The following is a 21487-nucleotide window of genomic DNA, read 5'->3' as shown; positions in this document are numbered from 1 at the left end:
CAGCGGCAGAATATTAAGGGGGGTGGGGGTATTACGATATTCCTGTGTTGCCGTTTTTTTTGATGTAAGCCGTGAATCGCCAACGCCTTGTCGTTGGCAGTTGAGATATTTTTTCTTTCTGATTAACATGAAAAGTAATCGATTACTTTTTGTGGGAAACCTAATGGCGAAGGCCGGGAAATGCGTTTCGGCCGGCAGAAGTAATTGAGACATTGATAACAACAAAACAAGGAACATCTATCTGGAGAGTCTTATGTACCTGAAGCGATTTTTACGTTTATCACTTTTTATCTCGTTGTTTACCCTCAATGCGTTGCCATTACTTGCCAGAGCGAACCTTGAAGCGGGAAAAGGGAATGTGCCCATCGCGCTGCAAATGTACACCCTGCGTAATGTCGGCTCGTTGGAAGAACAGTTCGCAATGGCTAATAAGGCGGGATTTAATGCCGTCGAGTTGGTCGGCGACCATAATGTGTCATCTGACGAGATGAAAACGCTGCTTGAGAAATATAACCTGAAGGCGATATCGGCGCATGTTCAGCTCACGAGTTTGCGGCAGGACAGTCAAGGCGTGGTCGCGTTTAACAATGCTATCGGTAATCGTGTCTTGATTGTTCCCTGGATTGAACCGGCTGACCGGCCGGACAGCGCGCAGGCATGGAAAAATATGGCGCAGGAGCTGGATAATCTGGCGCGCCATCTTAAAAAGCAGGGGATGACGCTGGGCTACCATAACCATGATTTTGAGATGAAAAAGTACAATGGCAAAACGGCGCTGGAAATTCTTTTTGATCATGCCCCCAATCTGGCGATCGAACTGGATATGGCCTGGGTGACGCGAGGCGGTCAGGACCCGGCGCGTCTGCTGAAAAAATATAAAGGGCGGGTGTTTGCCGTTCATGCCAAGGACCACGCACCGATTGGTATGCGTAATGATGAAATGAATTTTGCGCCGGCCGGGGAAGGTATTCTGACCTGGGATGAAATATTCCCGGCGGCAGAAAAAGCGGGCAAAGTCTGGTTTATCGTTGAACACGATGCCCCCAAAGATCCCTATTCGATTATCACCACCGCCAGGAAATTTCTGCTAAAGCATGTCAATCCCTAAGATGACATGATCTTTTTTTGAGTAGCTACAGACAACCTATTATGAGGTTGTCTGTACCACAGTCCGCGTTAATCAAAGAGAGCGTTATTGTTTTTCAGACCATCTGCCGGTCAGCGTGTAACGCATAATATCCTAACCGGATGCCCGGGAAATAAATTGCCAGTCCAGGATTCTTTTTTCAGGAAGGCTGTCAGGCTCGTTGATTTTTTGCAGCAGTAATTTTACGGCCTGCCGGCCAATTTCCTGTGAAGGCTGCTGGACGGTGCTTAATTGCGGCGAAGTAATATAGCTTAATTCGGTACCGTCAAAACCGATCACGGCGATATCTTTCGCCACCTGTAATCCCGCGTCTTCAATCGCTTTTAACGCCCCGGCCGCCAGTGTGTCTGATACGGCAAATACCGCATCCGGTCGTATTTCCTCATCAAGCAACGATAGCATGGCTTTTTTTCCCGCTTCGTAACTGAGTTCACTGGCATAAATAACCGAAGCGTAATGAAGGGCGCGCTCGGCAATCATTTCCCGATAGCCCTGTTCCCGAAGTTGGGCATATTTATAATTCAGGTCGTGATTGATCATGGCAATACGCTGGCGGTTATTGTTTAGCAGATGCTCAAGCACAAAACGGGAGGCCAGCCGGTCATCAATTCCGACGCTGGAAACCGCCGCCGCATCGGCGTATTCGGCACACTGCACCCAGGGCGCATCGCCTATCATCGTGGTCAGTTCCGGCAAACGGGATAACGCGTCCATGGTAATGACTCCATCGACCATTTTCCCGGACAATAATGACAGGCTGGATTTTGCCCGCGCGGTATCCGAGCCGGAATTACATAACAGGATGCGGTATCCGTTTTGCTCCGCTTCGGATTCAATGCCTTTTACCACATCGGCACAGAATGGATTGGCGATATTGGAAACCATGACCAGCAGCATATGACTTTTCGCGGTGCGTAATTGTCTGGCGAGTAAATTGGGCTGGTAATTGCTTTGTTGGATGGCGTTCAGTACACGTTCACGGTTTTGGGGCTTAACGGAGTCCTGATTATTCAGCACCCGCGATACGGTTGCCACGGAAACGCCGGCAAGTCGTGCGATTTTTTGAATCGACATAATGGGAAAACATTCCTGAACATGAGCTCTGCGCACAGGCTATCACAGTTTGTTTTCTCGAAAAAATCGATAGTCCGGCCGATATCCGCCGGACTATCGGGGATTATGCCGGTATGGCGATCCAGCGTTGTTCCTGATGGCTGCGCACTATCGCATCAATGATGTACATAATCGTGGCGCCGTCGTGGAACGTCGCGAAGTCGCAGGGATCGACCTGCGGCTGCTTGCCGTCCCGCAGATAGGTATAAAAGCGCAGCATCATGTTTTTAAACGCATCAGGCCAGCCTTCAATGTGGCCGCCGGGAAAATGGGCCTGGTTGGACACATCCGCATTCATCAATCCCGGATCATCGCACAGTAACTGATTGGGGCGGTCACGCTGCCCGATCCACAGATTTTGCGGCAGTTCCTGATCCCAGGCCAGCGAGGCCCGCCCGCCGTTAACTTCAAAGTGAAGGCGGTTTTTTCTGCCGGCGCTCACCTGAGATACCGTCAGGCTGCCGCGGCTGCCGTCATCAAAACGCAGCAGGATGGCGGCGAAGTCTTCGGTGGTTACGGGCTTGTCTTCATATTCCGCCGCCGCTGCGTCGGGGCCGCCGAAGGTGGCTGCCGCATGGCGGCTGGTCTTGCGCGTGGGGTAGACGGTGGAGAGGTCCGCCATCACTTCGACGATTTTGCGGCCGGTGACGAACTGTATGGTATCGCACCAGTGGGAGCCGATGTCGGCGACGGTGCGGGACAGACCGCCTTTGGCGGCATCGACGCGCCAGTTATAGTCGGTTTCGTAGAGCATCCAGTCCTGCAGGTAGCCGCCGTGTAAGGCAAACAGGCGGCCCAGCGTCTCCTGGCGGATCATGCTGGCCGCCTGCTGCACCATCGCGAAGTGGCGGTAAACAAAGCTGACCCCATGAACGATGCCTTTTTCCTGCGCCAGCGCAACCAGTTCGCGGGCTTCCTCGCTGGTCATACATAGCGGTTTTTCGGAAAAGATATGTTTACCCGCCAGCATCGCCTGGCGATTGATGGCGGCGTGCAGGTAATTGGGCGTGCAGTTGTGCACCACCTCCAGACCGGGATGATTCAGCAGCGCGTCAACGTCGCCATAGGCGTGGGGGATAGCTAACTGACGGGCCTTTTCCTGCGCCAGTTCAAGGGTGCTGTCACATAACGCGACCACATTGACAAACCCCAAACGCCGGATAGCTTCGATATGCGCAGGCCCGATGAAACCTGAACCGATAATGCCGACATTGATCATGACGCGTCTTCTCCTTTCAGTCCCAGCATGTTCCTGATGGCCTGGCGATCGCTGGTGGTGGCCGCAAAGTCATCAAACGCTTTTCCGGCCACCGGGATGATGTGGTGACGGATGAATTCAGCGCCTTCCCGCGCGCCGGTTTCCGCCTCTTTCAGGCAACATTCCCATTCCAGAACCGCCCAGCCCGGATAGTCATATTGCGCCAGCTTGCTGAAAATGGACTTGAAATCGATCCGGCCGTCTCCCGGCGAGCGGAAGCGCCCGGCGCGTTCTGTCCAGGGCTGATAGCCGCCATAGACGCCGCTTTTGCCGCTGGGGGTAAACTCGGCGTCTTTCACATGAAAGGCCCGGATTCTGTCGTGGTAAATATCGATAAAGGCGAGGTAATCCATGTGCTGTAACAGCATATGGCTGGGGTCGTACAGCACGTGGCACCGTGGGTGGTTATCGACCGCAGCGAGAAAACGCTCAAAGCTGATGCCGTCGTGCAGGTCTTCCGACGGGTGTAATTCGTAACAGACGTCGATACCGTGGTGATCAAACACATCCAGAATAGGGCGCCAGCGCCGGGCCAACTCGTCAAACGCTTCCTGGATTAACGCCTCCTGGCGCGGCGGCCACGGGTAGAAATAGGGCCAGGCCAGGGCGCCGGAGAAGGTGGCATGGGCGCGCAATCCCAATTTTTCCGACGCCGCGGCGGCGTTTTTTAATGCGTTGACCGCCCATTGTTGCCGCTCCGTGTGGTGGTGGCGAACCGCCGGCGGGGCAAAGTCGTTAAAAGCGTGGTGGTAAGCCGGGTGTACGGCAATCAGCTGGCCTTCGAGATGGGTGGAGAGCTCGCTAATGACCAGCCCGTGCTCAGCCAGACGTCCGGCGACGTCATCGCAATAGGTCTGGCTGTGCGCGGCCGTTTCCAGATCAAAGATGTGCGGATGGTTACAGGGGATCTGGAGCGCCTTGAAACCGAGGCCGGCCGCCCAGCCGGCCAGCCCTTCCAGTGAGTTAAAGGGCGCCTGTTCCCCAATATACTGCGCGAGAAATAACCCCGGCCCTTTTATTGTTTGCATGCTGCCTCCCGATGTAATGGCTTAACGGTTGTCTTGCTCTTGATATTTAAAGGAAAGAAGGAAAATAAACGCGATGACGGCGGCCATAACGGCCGGGATCCACCAGAAGGTGACCCAGTTGTGTACGTCGGGCGGCGTGGTTTGGCCGAGCAGCCGGTTATACAGCGCGCCGGAGATTTGCGAGCCGAGCAACATGCCAATGCCGTAGGTAAACATGACAATCAGGCTTTGCGCCTGACCTTTGACCTTTTCGCCGGCAACGCGGTCGGTATAGATAAAACCGATGACAAAGAAAAAGTCGTAGCAAACGCCATGCAGCAGGATGCCGAGATACAACAGCCCGCGCCCTGTCTCGCTGACGCCAAGGGCAAACAGCGCATAGCGGAGGAACCACGCCAGCATACCGATCAGCAGCATGTATTTGATGCCCAGGCGGCGGAACAGCAGCGGGATAATCAACATGAAAAAGATTTCCGACATCTGGCCGAACGACATCGCCGTGCTGACGTCTTTAATGCCGAGATCCGCGAGGAATGACGCGGTGTAGGCGTAGTAAGTGCCCAGCGGAATGGAAATCAGCGTGGCGCAGACAGCAAAAATCAGAAAATGGCTTTTCTTCAGCAGAGCGAAGGCGTCGGCGCAGAACAGATCGCGCAACGCCAGCGGCTGGCCTTTGGCCGGCGCCGGCGTATGGGGTAAGGTCAGGCTATAAACGGCCAGCATGACAGAGCACGCCGCGGCAAGCTGGAAAATCATCACGCTGGCGGCAATACCGGTAACGCCAATTAGGATCCCGGCGACAATCCAGCCTATCGTGCCGAACACCCGGACCACCGGAAAGGTTTTTTCCGCCTGCGCCAGACTGTGGAAGGCGATGTTGTTGGTCAGCGCCAGCGTCGGCATGTAGCACAACGTGTAGGAGAACAACAATGCAATCAGCTGTGCGCCGTTTTCACTGGTCAGCGCCTGCGGAACACACCACAGGATCGCCGCGCCGGCCAGGTGCATTACCGCCATCACTTTCTGCGAAGGGAAAAAGCGGTCAACCAGCATGCCAAGCACAAAAGGGGACAGGATGGAGGCGATAGGCCCGGCCGAGAAAGCGTCGCCAATCAATGAAGACATGTTGTGCTGTGTCATCACCAGCCCCAGCGTGACCGACCAGCTTCCCCAGATAAAAAATTGCATAAACATCATGAATGACAGCCGGGGAACGAGCAGTTTATGCGGTGATGTTTTTAATTCGGTACTCATCATTGAAGAAGTCATATTCTCCCGCCTTTTAAAAGTAATCGATTACAAAATATCTTCAGGTAGAAAGTAATCGATTACTTTAATGAACTCTCTGAGTACGTTTTGGAAATGCGAGATTTATCACAGGAAACTATGGCTGGCAAACCCGAGACGGCGATGAAGCTGTGCCGGCGATCGAAAATATACGGTATCAGGACGGGCAGGCAGCAGCATTCAGCGTCTATCAAACCGGGCATGGCGCGACCGACGCCGCTTGTCTTCACCGGGCCGCGCCAGCCGGGTGGGTCAGTCCAGCGTAAAATGCGCCCGAAACTGCGCCAGCGCCTCTGCGCTATCCCCCTGCGCCGATGCTTCCAGCGCTATCGGCCCGCGGTAATCCACCTCACTCAGCGTTCTGGCAATGTGGCGGTAATTGATCTCTCCGGTTCCCGGTTGGTGACGGCCCGGCACATCAGCCACCTGAATTTCCCCGATAAAGGGGTGACAGCGGCGAATCAGCTCGGTGAGATTGCCTTCGCCAATTTGTGCGTGGTAGAGGTCGAGATTCATCTTTAGGTAAGGGCTATTGACGGCGGAAACCAGCGCGAACGTTTCACTGGCTTTGGCAAACGGCGTTCCTGGATGGTCAACCTCCACATTGAGGTTTTCCAGCGTAAAGACGCGGCCGTATTGTTCGCCCAAACGGGCAATTTCATGCAGCGCGGCGGCGGCGTTTAACCACATCGAGCCGGTGAGGTTTTCGACCGGCGTTACCGGCAGCCCACTGGCATCCAGCGCGCTGCCGGTGAGATTAAGGTTCAGGCAATCCAGCTTGTCGGCCGCGATCAGCGACGCCCGCGCAGTCTTTAATAGCATGCGGATCCCCTCGCTATCGGTGAGGTTTCCGGCCAGAAAGCCGGACATGGAGGTAAAGCGGGCGCCGGTTGCGGCCAGTGCGTCGATATCCTGGTGTTCCCAGCTCCACATTTCAACACCGAAGCCCAACGCGTGAATATGCCTGACGCGTTCGATGAACGGGCGTTGCGGAAAAACCATTTCGGCACAGACGGAGAGTTGATTTTTCATGTTGTTGCGTGACCTCACGGTGGCGTTGCGTATGCCATGCGCGCTATAGGGGCGTGTATCCGCGAGCGCTTGCTCCTCGCAGACGCCATTGCGCGGATAAATTGGCGAATGGGTAAAAATATTGCATAGACAGTCCGCCCATGACCCGGTAATTTTGTGATCTACGTCAGATTATTGCCTGCGGCAGGGCTAGCGATCACCGGATTTTGGGGTGATGTTTTTTCTGAACGATCGTTTTTCTCTGAATGGTTACTTTTTTCTGAATGGTCGTTTTTCTCTGAGTGAGATTGTTGAGGAGATACTCATGGCGGGTTCAGCGCGCGCGGTCATGATTGCCAAAGGGCTGCAGACCATACTCAATTGCGGCCTGTTGGTGCTGGCGGTGATTCTGGTTGTCTTTCTGGGCAAGGAAACCTGGCATCTGGCTACGGTACTGCTGGTCAGCAATGAGAAAGAGTCGTCCTACATGCTGATCGAAAGCCTGGTGATTTATTTTCTCTATTTCGAGTTTCTGGCGCTGATCGTGAAGTATTTCCTTTCCGGCTATCACTTCCCGCTGCGCTATTTTATCTACATCGGCATTACCGCCATCGTGCGGCTGATCATCGTCGATCATAAAAACCCGGCGGATACCTTCACCTACGCCGGGGCGATTCTGATACTGGTGATCACGCTCTATCTGGTCAACAGCCCGCGCCTGAAGCGGGAATAACCAGAAAAGAAAAAGCCAGCTCAAGGGAGATTGAGCTGGCCAAGGAGGTGGTTCCTAGTAGCATAACTACGCTTATTTTTCGTTTTGTATTTTCTCAGCGCTGCAATAGTAACCAGTTAGCCAGGCCATTGATGTGATCTGATTCTAAAAAATGTCACAATTGGCACCATACTGTCACTTTTTTGTTATTTTGCGTGCGGATTGCGGGTGCTGGTACCCGGCAGATTTCGCAGCAGCAACGCGTATTCCAGCGCGATGTCGTCCGGCACCGGCAGATACACCGTATGGCCGTCGCCCGGCGCGACATCGATCGGCTGGCCTTTCGTGTTGAACAGGGTTTCGATGGTGAACTGGACGTTGCCGCCCGGCGTCATCATTTCCACGCTGTCGCCGCGGGAGAACTTGTTCTTGACCGCCACTTCCGCCAGCCCGTCGCGCCGCTCGCCGGTAAACTCCCCGACAAACTGCTGCTGGTCCGACACCGAGTAACCGTAGTCGTAATTCTGGTAATCCTCGTGGACGTGACGGCGCAGGAAGCCTTCGGTGTAACCGCGGTGCGCCAGCCCTTCCAGCGTTTGCAGCAGCGTCGGGTCGAACGGCTTGCCCGCTGCGGCATCGTCAATGGCGCGGCGATACACCTGCGCGGTGCGGGCGCAATAGTAGAACGATTTGGTGCGGCCTTCGATTTTCAGCGAGGCGACCTGCATGGTGGTCAGGCGTTCCACGTGCTGAATGGCGCGCAGGTCGCGTGAGTTCATGATGTAGGTGCCGTGTTCGTCTTCAAACGCGCTCATGTATTCGCCCGGACGCTGCTTCTCTTCCAGCATGAATACCTTGTCGGTGGGCGCGCCGATGCCCAGCGTCGGTTCCACCTGGACGGCGTCGAGCTGCGTGACGGCAATCGGCTCGTGGATATGCACGATGTTGCCCACCGTGTCTTCTTTGCCTTCCTGCACGTTGTATTCCCAGCGGCAGGCGTTGGTGCAGGTGCCCTGATTCGGGTCACGCTTATTGATATAACCGGACAGCAGGCAGCGGCCGGAATAGGCCATGCACAGTGCGCCGTGGACGAAGATTTCCAGTTCCATTTCCGGCACCTGGGCGCGGATTTCCTCAATTTCTTCCAGCGACAGCTCGCGCGACAGAATCACCCGGCTCAGCCCCATCTGCTGCCAGAATTTCACCGTCGCCCAGTTTACCGCGTTGGCCTGTACCGACAGGTGGATCGGCATCTGCGGGAAGTTTTCCCGCACCAGCATGATCAAGCCCGGGTCGGACATGATCAGCGCATCCGGGTTCATTTCGACAACCGGTTGCAGATCGCGCAGGAAGGTTTTCAGCTTGGCGTTATGGGGCGCGATGTTAACCACCACGTAGAATTTTTTGCCCAGCGCATGGGCTTCGCTGATGGCTTGCGCCAGCGTCTGGTGGTTGAATTCGTTGTTGCGCACGCGCAGGCTGTAGCGGGGCTGGCCGGCATAAATCGCATCAGCGCCATAGGCAAAGGCGTAACGCATATTTTTCAGCGTACCGGCCGGAGAGAGTAATTCCGGTTTGAACATGGTGTTTTCTCAAGTCTGATCACAGGTCAGGCTGTTCCCGGGCGGGAACAGTAAAGGCGGCAGATTCTAACGCCAACGGCGGGAAAAATCAGTAGTCAGCTTACAAAAAGTAAGCCTATTGACGTGCCGGGCTGTCGACGGCCGGACAAAAGTCCGGCCGTTTACGGCGTCAGGCGGTACGGATACCGGCGGAGGGGCCTGCCAGCTCGCGCTGGTGCGGGCGTTCAAAGTCCACCAGCGGCCCTTTCGCGATGATAGCGGTGGGGTTGAGCCAACGGATACTGTAGTAACCGGCTTTGATGTGATCCAGCTTGACCGTTTCTTTGATCCCCGGCCACTGATACAGCTCGCGCAGGTAACCAGAGAGGTGCGGGTAATCCTCCAGACGGCGGATGTTGCATTTGAACGCGCCGTGGTAAGCGGCGTCGAAACGCACCAGCGTCACGAACAGCCGCCAGTCGGCTTCGGTCAGCGTGTCGCCCGCCAGATAGCGGTGGTGGGCCAGGTGGGCTTCTACCGTATCCAGCGAGGCAAACAGGTTGGTTACCGCCTGGTCGTAATGCGCCTGGGTTTTGGCGAAACCGGTTTTGTACACGCCGTTGTTGATGTTGTCGTAAATCAGGCTGTTCCAGCGGTCTATTTCCGGCTGCAGCTCTGCCGGGTAAAAGTCCAGCCGGTTGCCGGTCAGGTCATTGAAGGCGTGGTTGAGCAGGCGAATGATTTCCGACGATTCATTATTCACGATGCGGCCTTCTTTGCGGTCCCACAGCACCGGCACCGAGACTTTGCCGGTGTAGTGCGCATCGCTGGCGGTGTAGAGCTGGTGCAGATAACGCACCGGCGCCACTGTGTCGCCGGCATCCTGCGGGGTGCTGAATTCCCAACCCTGTTCGCCGATGCAGGGGGCCGCCACCGACAGCTGAATCACGTCCTGCAGGGCTTTCAGGTTACGGTAGATCAGCGTGCGGGATGCCCACGGGCAAAGGTACGAGACGAACAGTTGATATCGCCCGGCTTCCGGCGCCAGCGACGTTGCACGAAACATCGTTTCCTGACGGTGAAATGCGCCGCCTTTGATTTCTTCGGCGGCTACCTCGCCATCGACCCACTTGCCATTCACTAATCCCGACATGCTTACCCTCATCATGATTATTATGTTCAATGATTATGCTAGCAGCCAAACGCCAGGAGAAAATTGCAAATTTTTAACCGAGTCGGACAGTTTCTTTGACGGCTTGCCCGTCTGTGCGGGCGGGGCCGCCTACATTTCCTGGCTGGCGGCCGCTTCCCAGCGGTAACCGATACCGTATACCGTGCGAATGAACGACGTTTCCTGATCAAACATTTCCAGCTTGCGGCGCAGGTTCTTGATGTGGCTGTCGATGGTGCGGTCGGTCACTACCCGGTAGTCATCGTACAGATGGTCGAGCAATTGTTCGCGCGAAAAGACTCGTCCCGGCTCGGCGGAGAGGGTTTTCAGCAGCCGAAATTCGGCGGGCGTCAACTCCAGATGGCGGCCGAGGTAGCTGGCCTGATAACGGTTTTGGTCGATCAGCAGCGCGGGCAGCGCATCGCCCGGCAGCGGCTCATGTTGCCAGCGGCAGCGGCGTAGCAGGGTTTTCACCCGGGCGACCACTTCGCGCGGGCTGTAGGGTTTGCAGATGTAATCGTCGGCGCCGATTTCCAGCCCCAGCAGCCGGTCGATTTCATCGGTACGGGCGGTCACCATGATGATCGGCACGTTGGAAAAACCGCGGATGGCGCGGCAGAGCGTCAGGCCGTCGCGGCCCGGCAGCATCAAATCCAGCAGAATGAGCTGGCAGTGATGTTCCCGCACCCAGGGTTCAACCTCTTCGCCCTGCGTCAGCCAGTGGGTACGGTAACCCGCCGACTGCAGGTAATCCACCAGCAGTTGGGCCAGTTTGGGCTCATCTTCAACGATCAGCACCGGCAGGTTTTCATCACCAGCCGCTGCAGGAGACGATGCTGTCATGTCGGTTACCTGCCTGTATCAGGATAGGTGCAACGGAAGCTCGACGGTGATTTGCACGCCGCCGAGCGCTGAATGATCAGCATACAGGCGTCCATCGTGCGCCTCAACGATATTGGCGCAAATCGACAACCCCAGACCCGAGCCGCCGCTGGCGCGGTTACGCGAGCTTTCCGCGCGGTAGAAGCGTTCGAAGATCAGCGCCAGCTGTTCATCGCTGATGCCGGGGGCGCTGTCGCGCCAGTGGATAATCAGCCGTTGCTGGCGCAGTTCGGTTTCCACTTCCAACTGGCCCTCGTTGTCAGTATAACGCAGGCTGTTTTCCATCAGGTTGTTGAACAGCTGGTTCAGACGATCCGGGTCGCCAAATACCACGGCTTCGGGGTGAAGGCGGGTGGTCAGCCGGATGCCTTTTTGCTGAAAACGCTCCCTGAACGCCGCCACCGACACCTGCAACAGGGCGCTGGCGTTGACGGCGGCCTTGCGATAAGCCAGCGCGCCCAGATCGGACAGCGACAGCTGATGCAGGTCGTCCACCAGCTTGGTCAGCAACGCGACCTCCGACTGTAGCGAGCCGAACGCCGCGGCGTCCGGCCGGCGCACGCCGTCCTGCAACGCTTCCAGTTCGCCGCGCAACACCGCCAGCGGGGTACGCAGTTCGTGCGAGATATCCGCCATAAACGCGCGGCGCGACTGCTCGTTTTTCTCCAGCGCCGAGGCCAATTGGTTAAAATCCTGCGCCAGACGCCCCAGTTCGTCGCGTCCGTTGGCGGAAACCCGGGTGCCGAAATCCCCGCCCGCCAGCTGGTGGATGCCGCTGACCAGCCGTTTGACCGGCGCCAGCAGGCCGCGCGACATCATCCAGGTCACCACCGCGGCCAGCAGGGTGGTGAAGGCGACAATCAGCCAACTGGTACGCTGTTGCTGGCGGTCGAAGCTGATATCGGCGCTACGGGTCAGCCCTTCCACCGGCGCGGCCACCAGCCAGCCGACGGTCTGTTTTTTCACGGTCAGCGGCTGCCAACTGCTGCCGGCGGGCATCGGGATCGGCGGGCCGATCAGCCGGCGGCGGTTCTCATCCATGATCCAAAACCGGGTGCGCCAGCCCTGCATCGCTTCGTCGTTGTTCTGTTCCATCGAGCGCAGCATGGGGAAAATGCCGCGCTCGTTGTTGTGCAGAAAATCCCAATTGCCGTACTGCTGGTATTGCTCTTCCAGCCAGCCGCGAATTTGCACCACCCGCTGCTCGTTGCCGTGGCGGATATAGTCGATAAACCCTTTCTCGAAACTGAGCCGGACGCCAAAGTGCATGATCACCAGCACCAGCATGCAGGTGGAGAAAATCGCCAGAAATAGTCGGGCGGTAATGCCGAATCTCATCATTCACCTCATGAGGAACGCGTCAGCGTCGCCTGTTGAACGGTATCGGACGGCACCCGGTTGAAAATCAGCGCCGGGAACGCCATCACCACCACCATGCAGAGATAGGTGTAAAGGAATACGGTGTGGGTTTCCGGCGCGCCGCTCACCAGATGCTGGTTGGCGAAAATCCCCAGCAGCAGGCCGGCGATGGTCACCCCCATACTGGTGGATAACTGCATCGACATCGACAACAGGCTGTTGCCGCCGCTGGCCAGGGAGTCCGGCAGGTCCTTGAGCGTCAGGGTATTCATGGTGGAAAAGCGAATACCGTTCACCATGCCAACCAGCAGCAGCACCACCGGCATCATCCAGTGCCAGCTCATTAGCGCCACCAGCGCAAACAGCAGGGTAGCGAGCGCCAGCGTCAGGGTGGAGGCGATCAGTACCGCGCGGTAGCCGAACCGGTTAACGATAATCACCACCAGCCGTTTCATCCCCATGTTACCCAGCACCAGCGGAATCATCATCATGCCGGCGTGAAACGGCGTGTATCCCAGCCCGATTTGCAGAAACACCGGGGTCATGAACGGCAGCATGCCGCTGCCGATGCGCGCCAGCCAGCCACCGAACAGCCCGATGGTAAAGCTGCGGGTGTCGAACAGACGCAGGTTGAACAACGACTGCTCATTGTTTCTGGCGTGCAGCCAATACCCCAGCAGCGCCAGCAGGCCGGTCAGCACCAGCGCGCTCAGCGCCGGCGCCGACAAACCGAGGCTTTTCTGGCCGTCCAGCGCCAGCGTCAGGGCGCCCATGGCGATGACCAGACAGACAAAGCCGCGCAGGTCGAAACGGCGCGGCGGCATGGTGAAATTGGGCATCAGCAACCAGGTGGCGAGGGCGCCGACCAGGCCGACCGGAATATTGATCAGGAAAATCCAGTGCCAGCTGGCGTACTGCACCAGAAAGCCGCCGAGCGTCGGTCCCATCAGCGGGCCGATCTGCCCCGGCAGCGTGACGAAGGTCATCGCCGCCATGTACTGATCGCGCGGCACCAGCTTCATCACCGTCAGCCGGCCGATCGGCACCATCATCGCGCCGCCGACGCCCTGAAGCACGCGGGAAAACAGCAGTTCGTTCAGGGTGGTGGAGCGAGCGCACAGCAGCGAGCCGAGGCTGAACAGCACGATGGCGGAAAAGAAGACGTTCCGCACGCCTAGCCGGTCCGCCAGCCAGCCGCTGGCAGGCAGCATCATCGCCACCGTCAGCACATAGGCCACGATCACGGCATGCATACGCAGCGGGCTTTCATTGAGGCTGACAGCCATGGAGGGCAGGGCGGTGTTGACGATGGTGGTGTCCAGCGCTTGCATAAAAAAGCCGAAGGCCACAATCCACAATTGCCAGCGAACGGAGGCGGGCTGATTGGTCATGCTTGGTGTTACTCCCGGGAATATCCTGTCCCTTGCAGGCGCCGGGGCGAACCCCGGCGAATTGTTACAGGTACGGCTAGCGCGGCATCAGGCCGACGGTTCGGTATGCGCGGTCGCGTCAGGGCGTTCGCGGCGACGCCATTGCAGGCGATCAAAGAACAGGTACACCACCGGCGTGGTGTACAGCGTCAGCAACTGGCTCATCACCAGCCCGCCGACGATGGTGATGCCGAGCGGCTGGCGCAGCTCAGAACCGTCGCCGCTGCTCAGTACCAGCGGCAGCGCGCCGAACAGCGCCGCCATCGTGGTCATCATGATCGGGCGGAAACGCAACATGCAGGCGCGGAAAATCGCCTCGCGCGCCGGCAGTTTTCCTTCACGCTGCGCCACCAGCGCAAAGTCCACCATCATGATGGCGTTTTTCTTCACGATGCCGATCAACAGCAGAATGCCAATCAGCGCGATCAGGCTGAACGGTTTGTCAAACAGCTCCAGCGCCAGCAGCGCGCCGACCCCGGCGGACGGCAGCGTCGAGAGAATGGTTAGCGGGTGGGCGACATTCTCGTACAGTATCCCCAGCACGATATACACCGTCAGGATCGCCGCGATGATCAGCACCACCTGCGAATGTTGCGACTGCTGGAACGCCAGCGCGGTACCGGCAAACTGGCCCCGCACGGTGGGCGGCACCCCCAGCGCGGTCATGGTGCGCTCGATGGCGGTGGTGGCGTCCGACAGGCTGGCGCCTTCCGGCAGGTTGAAGGAGAGGGTGGCGGCGGCCGACAGCCCCTGATGGTTGACCGCCAGCGGCGCGTTGGCCGGCTGCCAGCGGGCGAAGAACGACAGCGGTATCGGCTTGCCGTCGTTGTTGATTACAAACATCTTATCCAGCGAACTCGGGTCCTGGGTGTAGGCTGAATCCACCTCCATCACCACCTTGTACTGGTTCATCGGCTGGTAGATGGTGGAGATCTGGCGCTGACCGAAGGCGTTGTTCAGCAGCGTGTTGACGCTGGAGACGTTGATGCCGAGGCGCGCCATCGCGTCGCGATCGTACACCATCATCAGCTCGGCGCCCTTGTCCTGTTGGTCGGAACTGACGTCCGCCAGTTGCGGCAGCTTGCTCAGGGCATCGCGGATTTTCGGCTCCCAGGTTCTCAGCACCGACAGGTCATCCGACAGCAGCGAGAACTGGTAACCGGCGTTGGACTCGCGCCCGCCGATGCGCACGTCCTGCACCGCCATCAGGTACAGGTTGGCGCCCGGCTCTTTCGCCAGGTTGGCGCGCAGCCGGGTTATCACCTGCTGGGCGCTGACGTCACGCTGGGCCAGCGGCTTCAGGCTGATGAACATCGAGCCGCTGTTGGTGCGCATGCCGCCGGTGAAACCGGTGACGTTATCCACCGCCGGGTCGGCGCGCACGATGGTCATGAAATCCTGCAGTTTGCGCTTCATCGCCTGGAAGGAGATGCTCTGGTCGGCCTGAATAAACCCCATCAACCGGCCGGTGTCCTGCTCGGGGAAGAAGGTTTTGGGAATGCTGATGTACAACCAGACGCTCAGGCCGATAGTGCCCAGCAGCACCATCATCACCCAGCGCGAGTGGTTCAGCACCCAGCGCAGGCTGCGGCCGTAACCTTGTTGCAGCCCGAGCAGGAGCCGGTTGAAGCCGCGGGTGCGCGGCTGGCTGCGGGGCGCGTGATGGCGCAGCAGCCGGGCGCACATCATCGGCGTCAGGGTGATGGACACCAGCAATGAAATCAGGATCGCCACCGACAGCGTAATCGAGAACTCGCGGAACAATCGCCCCGGCAGGCCATCCATGAACAGCAGTGGAATAAACACCGCGATCAGCGACAGGCTCATCGACACCACGGTGAAGCCGACCTCCCGCACCCCTTGCAATGAGGCTTGCAGCGGTTTCATGCCCGCTTCGATATGGCGGGAAATGTTCTCCAGCACCACGATGGCGTCATCCACCACGAAACCGGTGGCGACGGTCAACGCCATCAGCGACAGGTTGTTAAGGCTGAAACCGCACAGGTACATGGCGGAGAAGGTGCCGATCAGCGACACCGGTACGGCGATGGCCGGAATCAGCGTGGCGCGCCCGGAGCGCAGGAACAGAAACACCACCAGAATCACCAGCGACACGGCGATAGTCAACGAGCGCTCGACATCGCGCAGCGAGGCGCGAATGGTGGGCGAGCGGTCCTGCGCGACATTCAGGGTGATTGACGCGGGCAGCAGGGCCTGCAGTTCCGGCATCGAAGCGCGGATGGCATCGACGGTGGAAATGATATTGGCGTCCGGCGCCCGGCGGATCATCACCAGAATGGCGGGTTTGGCGTTGGTCATCCCGGCGTTGAGCACGTTCTGCACCGAATCTTTCACTGTCGCCACGTCGCTCAGGCGCACCGGCGCGCCATTGTTGTAGTGGACGATCAGCGAGCGATAGGCGTCGGCGGTTTTCAGCTCGTCGTTGGTCTGAATCTGGTAGTGAGTGCTGCCGCTGTCGACGCTGCCGAGCGGCTGGCGCACGTTGGACTGGGCGATCGACTGGCGCACGGCGTCCAGCGATACGCCCTGATTGAACAGCGCCTGCGGGTTGAGCGCCACTCGCACCGCCGGCAACGAGCTGCCGCCGATGGTGACGTCGCCGACGCCGTCGATCTGCGAGACGCGCTGGGCAATCTGGGTGGAGGCGTAGTCGTACAACTGGCCGGGACCATAGGTGTCCGATGTCAGCGTCATGATCATGATCGGCGCATCGGACGGGTTCACTTTACGGTAGTAAGGACGGCTCGGCATGCTGCTCGGCAACAGGCTTTGGGCGGCGTTGATCGCCGCCTGCACGTCGCGGGCCGCGCCGTTGATGTCGCGCTCCAGCGCAAACTGCAGGATGATGCGGGTATTGCCCAGCGAACTCATCGACGTCATTTCATTGACGCCGGCGATGCGGCCCAGCGAGCGCTCCAGCGGCGTCGCCACCGACGACGCCATGGTTTCCGGCGATGCGCCGGGCAGGGTGGCGGTGACCGAAATCACCGGATAATCCACCTGCGGCAGCGGCGACACCGGCAGCAACTGATAGCCGAGCAGGCCGCACAGCGCTATCGCCAGCGCCAGCAACGTGGTGGCGACCGGACGATGGATAAACAGCGCGAAGAACTTCACTGTGCTTCCCCTTCCTGCGGCTGGCGGCGACGCAGGCGATGCGCCAGGCGGTCAAACAGCAGGTAAATCACCGGTGTGGTAAACAGCGTCAGCACCTGGCTCATCACCAGCCCGCCGACCATACAGATGCCGAGCGGGCGGCGCAGCTCCGCGCCTACGCCGGTACTGAACATCAGCGGTACGGCGCTGAGCAGCGCCGCCATCGTCGTCATCAGGATCGGGCGAAAACGCAGCAGACAAGCCTGATAAATGGCCTGATACGGCGTCATGCCCTGTTCGCGTTCAGCGGCCAGCGCAAAATCGATCATCATGATGGCGTTCTTCTTCACGATGCCGATCAGCAAAATGATGCCGATGATGGCGATGATGTTCAGGTCGCTGCCTGCGATCATCAGCGCCAGCAGCGCGCCGACCCCGGCGGTCGGCAGGGTGGAGAGGATGGTGACCGGGTGGATAAAACTTTCATACAGCACGCCCAGCACGATATACATCGCCACGACCGCGGCCACCACCAGCCAGATGGTGCTGGTCAGCGCCGACTGGAACGCCAGCGTGCTGCCCTGAAAGCGGGTAATGATGTCGCTGGGCAACTGCATCTGCTGCTGCGTTTCCTGGATGACTTTCACCGCATCCCCCAGCGCGTAGCCGGGCGCCACGTTGAACGAAATGGTGGTGGAGGGGAACTGATCGATGTGGTTGATCGACAGCGGCCCCTGACGCTCTTCTACCGAGGCGATGCTACTGAGCGGCACCACGCCGCCGCTACTGTTGATCAGCCGGATATCGTCCAGCGCCGCCAGTCCGTTGCTGCTGTCGTGATGCTGTTCCAGCACTACCCGGTACTGATTGGACTGGGTATAAATGGTGGAGATCAGCCGCTGGCCGAAGGCGTTGTACAGCGCGCTGTCCACCTGCGACATGGTGATGCCGAGGCGGCTGGCGCTGTCGCGGTTGACCTTGAGGTAGGCCACCGCGCCGCTGTCCTGCCAGTCGCTGCTGACATCCTGCAACTGCGGCAGTTTCTGTAGCTCGGCGGTCAGCTTCGGCACCCAGGTGCTGAGTTCATCCAGCGACATGGTTTGCAGGGTGAACTGATACTGGGTGCGGCTGACCTGGGTATCGATGGTCAGGTCCTGCACCGGTTGCAGATAAAGCTGAACGCCGGGCAGGGCGGACATTTGTTGTTGCAGTCGTTCAATCACGCCCTGAATACGGTCGCTGCGTTCCTCCAGCGGTTTCAGGTTGATCTGCAATCTGCCGCTGTTGAGCGACGGGTTGGTGCCGTCGACGCCGATAAACGACGAGACGCTTTCCACCGCCGGGTCCTTCATGATCAGCGCGGTGACCTGCTGCTGTTTGTCCACCATGCCGGTGAACGAGATGGTTTGCGACGCCTGGACGGTACCCTGAATGATGCCGTTGTCCTGTATCGGGAAAAAGCCTTTGGGGATCACGATATACAGCAGAATGGTCAGCACCAGCGTGCTCAGCGCGACGCCGAGGGTAATCCACGGATGACTGAGCACCCGCGTCAGGCCGCGGCCGTATAGCGCGATCACGCCATCAAAGAAGCGCTCGCTGGCGCGGGTAAAACGGTTCTGCCGGCTCAGCGACTGGTGGCTGAGCAGGCGAGCGCACATCATGGGCGTCAGCGTCAGCGACACCACGGCGGAGATCAGGATCGACACCGCCAGCGTAACGGCGAATTCGCGGAACAGACGGCCGATGATATCGCCCATGAACAGCAGCGGGATCAGCACCGCGATCAGCGAAAAGGTCAGCGAGATAATGGTAAAGCCGATTTCCCCCGCGCCTTTCAGCGCCGCCTGCAGCGGTTTTTCGCCTTTCTCGATATAACGGGCGATGTTTTCGATCACCACGATGGCGTCATCCACCACAAAACCGGTGGCGATGGTCAGCGCCATCAGCGTCAGGTTGTTGATCGAGAAACCGAGAAAATACATGGCGGCGAAGGTACCCACCAGCGACAGCGGCACCGCGATGCTGGGGATCAGCGTCGCCACCGCGTTACGCAGAAACAGGTAAATCACCATCACCACCAGCGCTATAGCCAGAATCAGCTCAAACTGCACATCGTCCACCGACGCGCGGATGGTGGTGGTGCGGTCGGTGAGCAGAGCGACGTCCACCGATTTGGGCAAACTGGCTTTCAGCGTCGGCAACAGGCTGCGGATATGGTCGGCGGTGGCGATCACATTAGCCCCCGGCTGACGCTGAATGTTGAGGACAATCGCCTGATTCTGGTTGGCCCATGCCGCCAGATGGGTGTTTTCCGCCGCCTGTTCTACCGTGGCGACATCCTGTAGCCGCACCGGCGCGTTGTTTTTCCAGGCAATGATCAACTGGCGGTAGTCGTCGAGCGAACGCATCTGGTCGTTGGCGGATAGCGTGACCGCGCGTGCCGGGCCGTCAAAACTGCCTTTGGGGGTGTTGACGTTGGCGGCAGTGATGGCGGTGCGCACCGTTTCGCTGCTCAACCCATAGGCGGCCAGCGCGCCCGGATTGAGTTTGACCCGCACCGACGGCCGTTGTCCGCCGGCCAGAGTAACCAGCCCGACGCCTTCCACCTGGGCAATCTTCTGCGCGATGCGCGTTTCGATCATGTCCTGCACCTGCGTCAGCGGCAGGGCGGTGGAGGTGACCGCCAGCGTCATGATCGGCGGATCCGCCGGGTTGACTTTGCTGTAGGTGGGCGGGAAAGGCAGATCGCTGGGCAGCAGATTGGTGGCGGCGTTAATGGCCGCCTGCACATCCTGTTCCGCTACGTCCAGCGGCAGCGAAAGCTGGAACTGCAGCGTGATCACCGATGAACCGCCGGAGCTTTGGCTCGACATCTGCTTGAGGCCGGACATGCTGCCGAACTGATGTTCCAGCGGCGCGGTGACCGCCGAGGTCATCACGTCCGGACTGGCGCCGGGGTACAACGTCACCACCTGAATCGTCGGGTAGTCCACTTCCGGCAGCGCCGAAACCGGCAATGCGCGATAGCCGACGATCCCGGCCAGCAGGATAGCGATCATCAGCAGCGTGGTGGCGATCGGCCGGAGAATAAACAGGCGCGACGGCCCGCCGCCATCAAGCGGCGCGGCGTCCTGTAACGGCGTCGTCTCCTGCATCAGGATTTCTCCGCTTTATGCTGACGTTTTTCCGTGCCGGCGGTGGATTTGGCATCCGCCGTCGCGGGCGCCAGTACTTCAACGCGCGCACCTTCGGTCAGGCGATCGATCCCGTCGGTGACCACCCGTTCGCCGGCGTTCAACCCGGTCGAAACCACGGTTTGCTGGCCGTACTGAATACCGGTGGTGACAAGGTGTTTGCTGACCTGATCCTGGTCGTTCAGTACCCAGACAAAGCGCCCTTCGTTACCCATCTGGATCGCGGATGACGGCGCCACCACCACATTTTGCAGGGTATCCACTTTCATCTTGATGTTGACGAACTGGTTGGGGAACAGCGCATCGTCGGTATTGTCGAAGCGGGCTTTCAGCTTGATGGTGCCGGTGGTGGCGTCGATCTGGTTATCCATGCTCAGCAGTCGGCCCTGAGAGAGAATGTGCTGATTGGCGCGATCCCAGGCTTCCACCTGTACCGGTTGACCGGATTTCTGCGCTTTCAGCACGGTGGCGATATCGCTTTCCGGCACGGTGAAAACGGCGTCGATCGGGTGGGTTTGCGTTAACACCAGCAGATTATCGGTGCTGGTGACGTAGTTGCCGATGTCAATCTGACGCAGGCCGACGCGGCCGCTAAACGGCGCGGTGATGCGGCTGTAATCCAACTGCAACTGCGCGCTGGCGACCGAACCCTGATCCGATTTCACCGTCGCTTCATACTGGCGCACCAGCGATTCCTGGGTGTCCAGTTGCTGACCGGAAACCAGACTGGTTTTGGACAGTTGCCGGTAGCGGGCCAAATCCTGACGGGCGTTGACCAGCAGCGCCTGATCTTTGGCCAGTTGCCCCTGTGCCTGCGTCAATGCGACGTCGAACGGGCGCGGATCGATTTCCGCCAGCAGGTCACCTTCCTTAACCTGTTGCCCTTCCTGAAAGTGGATCGCCATCAACTGGCCGCTGACCCGGCTGTGCACCGTGACGGTATTGGCGGCGGTAACCGTACCCAGACCCGACAGGTAATAAGGCACGGAGGACGAAGAAGAGAGTGCGGCCTGTACCGGCGGCGGCGCTGAAGAGCCGCCGCGGCGACCGCCGCCGCTTCGGCCTTGTCCCTGATGGGTGGCTTGCTGTGTGGCGGTCCCCCCGTTGGCGGATTCTGATTGTGATGTATGGAAATAACGCCAGGCGAAAAAAATGGCGGCAATAACAACAGCCAGTATCAGGAAGCGAGATAAGCGTGTGGCGTTCATAGCTA

15 protein-coding genes are annotated in these 21487 nt (G+C 58.8%); 2 read left to right on the top strand and 13 right to left on the bottom strand.

Going from position 1 to position 21487, the window contains the following annotated elements:
- Window positions 1-253 precede the first annotated feature (253 nt).
- Window positions 254-1108, top strand: coding sequence for a sugar phosphate isomerase/epimerase family protein (locus tag CVE23_RS16095; RefSeq protein WP_100849946.1), 855 nt, complete (start codon window positions 254-256; stop codon window positions 1106-1108).
- A 132-nt stretch (window positions 1109-1240) separates the two neighbouring features.
- Here the strand turns inward: CVE23_RS16095 and CVE23_RS16090 are convergent, their stop codons facing one another.
- From CVE23_RS16090 to CVE23_RS16070, 5 genes are all read right to left on the bottom strand, one after another.
- The gene (locus CVE23_RS16090) at window positions 1241-2221 is read right to left on the bottom strand and encodes a LacI family DNA-binding transcriptional regulator (protein WP_038919813.1); all 981 of its coding nucleotides are present in this window, start codon (window positions 2219-2221) and stop codon (window positions 1241-1243) included.
- Between the two features lie 103 nt (window positions 2222-2324).
- The gene (locus CVE23_RS16085; RefSeq protein WP_100849945.1) at window positions 2325-3479 is read right to left on the bottom strand and encodes a Gfo/Idh/MocA family protein; all 1155 of its coding nucleotides are present in this window, start codon (window positions 3477-3479) and stop codon (window positions 2325-2327) included.
- Window positions 3476-4546: a sugar phosphate isomerase/epimerase family protein gene (locus tag CVE23_RS16080; protein WP_100849944.1), complete on the bottom strand. Its 1071-nt coding sequence runs from the start codon at window positions 4544-4546 to the stop codon at window positions 3476-3478. The genes CVE23_RS16085 and CVE23_RS16080 overlap by 4 nt, the downstream gene beginning before the upstream one ends.
- Before the next feature lie 21 nt (window positions 4547-4567).
- Window positions 4568-5815: an MFS transporter gene (locus tag CVE23_RS16075; RefSeq protein WP_100849943.1), complete on the bottom strand. Its 1248-nt coding sequence runs from the start codon at window positions 5813-5815 to the stop codon at window positions 4568-4570.
- A gap of 270 nt (window positions 5816-6085) precedes the next feature.
- The gene (locus CVE23_RS16070) at window positions 6086-6865 is read right to left on the bottom strand and encodes a TIM barrel protein (protein ID WP_100849942.1); all 780 of its coding nucleotides are present in this window, start codon (window positions 6863-6865) and stop codon (window positions 6086-6088) included.
- Between the two features lie 304 nt (window positions 6866-7169).
- Here CVE23_RS16070 and psiE point away from each other — a divergent pair, with 304 nt between their 5' ends.
- Window positions 7170-7577 carry a phosphate-starvation-inducible protein PsiE gene (psiE, locus tag CVE23_RS16065; RefSeq protein ID WP_038669395.1) on the top strand — a complete coding sequence of 136 codons (408 nt, stop codon included), beginning with the start codon at window positions 7170-7172 and terminating at the stop codon, window positions 7575-7577.
- A gap of 185 nt (window positions 7578-7762) precedes the next feature.
- Here the strand turns inward: psiE and trhP are convergent, their stop codons facing one another.
- The 8 genes from trhP to CVE23_RS16025 form a co-directional block, all read right to left on the bottom strand.
- Window positions 7763-9139 (bottom strand): prephenate-dependent tRNA uridine(34) hydroxylase TrhP, encoded by a 1377-nt coding sequence (gene trhP, locus CVE23_RS16060; RefSeq protein WP_100849941.1) that lies wholly within the window; start codon window positions 9137-9139, stop codon window positions 7763-7765.
- A 169-nt stretch (window positions 9140-9308) separates the two neighbouring features.
- A complete protein-coding gene (locus CVE23_RS16055) occupies window positions 9309-10271 on the bottom strand; it encodes a glutathione S-transferase family protein (RefSeq protein ID WP_100849940.1) in 963 nt (320 codons plus the stop codon).
- Between the two features lie 129 nt (window positions 10272-10400).
- On the bottom strand, window positions 10401-11132 hold the full coding sequence (gene baeR, locus CVE23_RS16050) for an envelope stress response regulator BaeR (protein WP_049854891.1): 732 nt from the start codon (window positions 11130-11132) through the stop codon (window positions 10401-10403).
- An 18-nt stretch (window positions 11133-11150) separates the two neighbouring features.
- Window positions 11151-12509 carry an envelope stress sensor histidine kinase BaeS gene (gene baeS / locus CVE23_RS16045; protein ID WP_100849939.1) on the bottom strand — a complete coding sequence of 453 codons (1359 nt, stop codon included), beginning with the start codon at window positions 12507-12509 and terminating at the stop codon, window positions 11151-11153.
- Between the two features lie 8 nt (window positions 12510-12517).
- Window positions 12518-13921 carry a multidrug transporter subunit MdtD gene (mdtD, locus tag CVE23_RS16040; protein WP_100849938.1) on the bottom strand — a complete coding sequence of 468 codons (1404 nt, stop codon included), beginning with the start codon at window positions 13919-13921 and terminating at the stop codon, window positions 12518-12520.
- A gap of 87 nt (window positions 13922-14008) precedes the next feature.
- The gene (mdtC, locus tag CVE23_RS16035; protein ID WP_100849937.1) at window positions 14009-17098 is read right to left on the bottom strand and encodes a multidrug efflux RND transporter permease subunit MdtC; all 3090 of its coding nucleotides are present in this window, start codon (window positions 17096-17098) and stop codon (window positions 14009-14011) included.
- Entirely contained in the window at window positions 17095-20235 is a 3141-nt protein-coding gene (locus tag CVE23_RS16030; RefSeq protein WP_049854895.1) for an MdtB/MuxB family multidrug efflux RND transporter permease subunit, read from the bottom strand. The genes mdtC and CVE23_RS16030 overlap by 4 nt, the downstream gene beginning before the upstream one ends.
- Window positions 20235-21482, bottom strand: a complete 1248-nt coding sequence (locus CVE23_RS16025) for an MdtA/MuxA family multidrug efflux RND transporter periplasmic adaptor subunit (RefSeq protein WP_100849936.1) — start codon at window positions 21480-21482, stop codon at window positions 20235-20237. The genes CVE23_RS16030 and CVE23_RS16025 overlap by 1 nt, the downstream gene beginning before the upstream one ends.
- Window positions 21483-21487 lie beyond the last annotated feature (5 nt).

Source organism: Dickeya fangzhongdai (assembly GCF_002812485.1).
Lineage (GTDB): Bacteria > Pseudomonadota > Gammaproteobacteria > Enterobacterales > Enterobacteriaceae > Dickeya > Dickeya fangzhongdai.
Note: the sequence above shows the minus strand (reverse complement) of the source record. Positions and strands in the feature narration are given on the sequence as shown.

What these genes read in the sequence shown, in the direction of transcription:
- CVE23_RS16095 (WP_100849946.1), top strand. Translation starts at nt 254, where the DNA reads ATGTACCTGAAGCGATTTTTACGTTTATCACTTTTTATCTCGTTGTTT.
- CVE23_RS16090 (WP_038919813.1), bottom strand. Translation starts at nt 2,221, where the DNA reads ATGTCGATTCAAAAAATCGCACGACTTGCCGGCGTTTCCGTGGCAACC.
- CVE23_RS16085 (WP_100849945.1), bottom strand. Translation starts at nt 3,479, where the DNA reads ATGATCAATGTCGGCATTATCGGTTCAGGTTTCATCGGGCCTGCGCAT.
- CVE23_RS16080 (WP_100849944.1), bottom strand. Translation starts at nt 4,546, where the DNA reads ATGCAAACAATAAAAGGGCCGGGGTTATTTCTCGCGCAGTATATTGGG.
- CVE23_RS16075 (WP_100849943.1), bottom strand. Translation starts at nt 5,815, where the DNA reads ATGACTTCTTCAATGATGAGTACCGAATTAAAAACATCACCGCATAAA.
- CVE23_RS16070 (WP_100849942.1), bottom strand. Translation starts at nt 6,865, where the DNA reads ATGAAAAATCAACTCTCCGTCTGTGCCGAAATGGTTTTTCCGCAACGC.
- psiE (WP_038669395.1), top strand. Translation starts at nt 7,170, where the DNA reads ATGGCGGGTTCAGCGCGCGCGGTCATGATTGCCAAAGGGCTGCAGACC.
- trhP (WP_100849941.1), bottom strand. Translation starts at nt 9,139, where the DNA reads ATGTTCAAACCGGAATTACTCTCTCCGGCCGGTACGCTGAAAAATATG.
- CVE23_RS16055 (WP_100849940.1), bottom strand. Translation starts at nt 10,271, where the DNA reads ATGTCGGGATTAGTGAATGGCAAGTGGGTCGATGGCGAGGTAGCCGCC.
- baeR (WP_049854891.1), bottom strand. Translation starts at nt 11,132, where the DNA reads ATGACAGCATCGTCTCCTGCAGCGGCTGGTGATGAAAACCTGCCGGTG.
- baeS (WP_100849939.1), bottom strand. Translation starts at nt 12,509, where the DNA reads ATGAGATTCGGCATTACCGCCCGACTATTTCTGGCGATTTTCTCCACC.
- mdtD (WP_100849938.1), bottom strand. Translation starts at nt 13,921, where the DNA reads ATGACCAATCAGCCCGCCTCCGTTCGCTGGCAATTGTGGATTGTGGCC.
- CVE23_RS16030 (WP_049854895.1), bottom strand. Translation starts at nt 20,235, where the DNA reads ATGCAGGAGACGACGCCGTTACAGGACGCCGCGCCGCTTGATGGCGGC.
- CVE23_RS16025 (WP_100849936.1), bottom strand. Translation starts at nt 21,482, where the DNA reads ATGAACGCCACACGCTTATCTCGCTTCCTGATACTGGCTGTTGTTATT.